We start from the raw sequence: 2500 nt of genomic DNA, 5'->3' as shown, positions 1-2500 counted from the left end.
TCGATGCATTAGACCCGAAACCGAGTGATCTAGGCATGTCCAGGATGAAGGTAAGGTAACACTTACTGGAGGTCCGAACCCACACCTGTTGAAAAAGGTCGGGATGAGGTGTGCCTAGGGGTGAAAGGCCAATCAAACTCGGAGATAGCTGGTTCTCCGCGAAATCTATTTAGGTAGAGCGTCATCCGAATACCCTCGGGGGTAGAGCACTGGATGGGTAATGGGGCCCCACAGGCTTACTGATCCTAACCAAACTCCGAATACCGAGGAGTACTAGATGGCAGACACACGGCGGGTGCTAACGTCCGTCGTGGAGAGGGAAACAACCCTGACCTACAGCTAAGGCCCCTAATTCATGGCTAAGTGGGAAAGCAGGTGAGACGACCAAAACAACCAGGAGGTTGGCTTAGAAGCAGCCATCCTTTAAAGATAGCGTAACAGCTCACTGGTCTAGACAAGTTGTCTTGCGGCGAAGATGTACCGGGGCTCAAGCCATGAGCCGAAGCTTAGGACTGCATAGCAGTGGTAGCGGAGCGTAGTGTGACATAGTCTCATTCCTCCTTCGATCCCTACGGGATCATTGGAGGAGAGAGGCTTTCGATGAAGCGGGCGCGTGAGCGATCCCGTGGAGAGATCACTAGCGAGAATGATGACATGAGTAGCGACAAACAGGGTGAGAGACCCTGTCGCCGAAAGTCCAAGGGTTCCTGCTTAAAGCTAATCTGAGCAGGGTAAGCCGACCCCTAAGGCGAGGCCGAAAGGCGTAGTCGATGGGAACCAGGTTAATATTCCTGGGCCAGATGGAAGTGACGGATTGCAAGGGTTGTTCCTCCTTATCGGATTGGAGGGGCCGCTGAGCAGTTCCTGGAAATAGCTCCATCGTTAGATCGTACCCTAAACCGACACAGGTGGACTGGTAGAGAATACCAAGGCGCTTGAGAGAACGATGTTGAAGGAACTCGGCAAAATACCTCCGTAAGTTCGCGAGAAGGAGGCCCAGTTTCTAGGCAACTAGTGGCTGGGGGCACAAACCAGGGGGTGGCGACTGTTTACTAAAAACACAGGGCTCTGCGAAGTCGCAAGACGACGTATAGGGTCTGACGCCTGCCCGGTGCCGGAAGGTTAAAAGGAGAGGTGCAAGCCTTGAATTGAAGCCCCGGTAAACGGCGGCCGTAACTATAACGGTCCTAAGGTAGCGAAATTCCTTGTCGGGTAAGTTCCGACCTGCACGAATGGCGTAACGACTTCCCCGCTGTCTCCAACATCGACTCAGCGAAATTGAATTGCCTGTCAAGATGCAGGCTTCCCGCGGTTAGACGGAAAGACCCCGTGCACCTTTACTACAGCTTCACACTGGCATCAGGCCAAGCATGTGCAGGATAGGTGGTAGGCTTTGAAACCGTGACGCCAGTCGCGGTGGAGCCATCCTTGAGATACCACCCTTGCTTCGCTTGATGTCTAACCGCGGTCCGTTATCCGGATCCGGGACCCTGTGTGGCGGGTAGTTTGACTGGGGCGGTCGCCTCCCAAACAGTAACGGAGGCGTGCGAAGGTTGGCTCAGAGCGGTCGGAAATCGCTCGTTGAGTGCAATGGCAGAAGCCAGCCTGACTGCGAGACTGACAAGTCGAGCAGAGTCGAAAGACGGCCATAGTGATCCGGTGGTCCCGCGTGGAAGGGCCATCGCTCAACGGATAAAAGGTACGCCGGGGATAACAGGCTGATGGTGCCCAAGAGTCCATATCGACGGCACCGTTTGGCACCTCGATGTCGGCTCATCTCATCCTGGGGCTGGAGCAGGTCCCAAGGGTACGGCTGTTCGCCGTTTAAAGAGGTACGTGAGCTGGGTTTAGAACGTCGTGAGACAGTTCGGTCCCTATCTGCCGTGGGTGTAGGATACTTGAGAGGAGTTGCCCCTAGTACGAGAGGACCGGGGTGAACGATCCACTGGTGGACCAGTTGTCATGCCAATGGCAGTGCTGGGTAGCTATGATCGGAAAGGATAACCGCTGAAAGCATCTAAGCGGGAAGCCCCCCTCGAAACAAGGTATCCCTGAGGACCGTGGTAGACCACCACGTCGATAGGCCGGAGATGTAAGCGCAGCAATGCGTTCAGTTGACCGGTACTAATTGTCCGATAGGCTTGATTTGATCCAGTAGTAGACATGCAAGACCATGTCACACTCGGACCAAAAGCATACACCACGTGAACTTGACTTGGAAAACTGATGTATCCGCGAGGTTTATTCGGTTTGGTGGTCACAGCACGAGCAAAACACCCGATCCCATTCCGAACTCGGCAGTTAAGTGCCGTTGCGCCAATGGTACTGCGTCTCAAGACGTGGGAGAGTAGGTCGCCGCCAAACCTAATAAGCCTCGCTCAAAAATATCTCTCAAAACGATGACAAAACGATACGAAAATTAACGCGGGATGGAGCAGTCCGGTAGCTCGTCAGGCTCATAACCTGAAGGTCGTAGGTTCAAATCCTACTCCCGCAACCA

At 54.0% G+C, this 2500-nt stretch carries 1 tRNA gene and 2 rRNA genes (1 of these 3 cut by a window edge); all 3 read left to right on the top strand.

The features are described 5' to 3' along the window. Positions 1-2149: ribosomal RNA gene (locus tag BUB76_RS02865) — 23S ribosomal RNA — on the top strand (it extends 685 nt beyond the left edge of the window). A gap of 100 nt (positions 2150-2249) precedes the next feature. Continuing rightward, positions 2250-2364, top strand: a 5S ribosomal RNA gene (rrf, locus tag BUB76_RS02860). A 59-nt stretch (positions 2365-2423) separates the two neighbouring features. Continuing rightward, positions 2424-2500 (top strand) — tRNA-Met (locus BUB76_RS02855).

The sequence above is a fragment of the Palleronia salina genome (assembly GCF_900141995.1).
GTDB classification, from domain to species: Bacteria; Pseudomonadota; Alphaproteobacteria; order Rhodobacterales; family Rhodobacteraceae; genus Palleronia; species Palleronia salina.
Note: the sequence above shows the minus strand (reverse complement) of the source record. Positions and strands in the feature narration are given on the sequence as shown.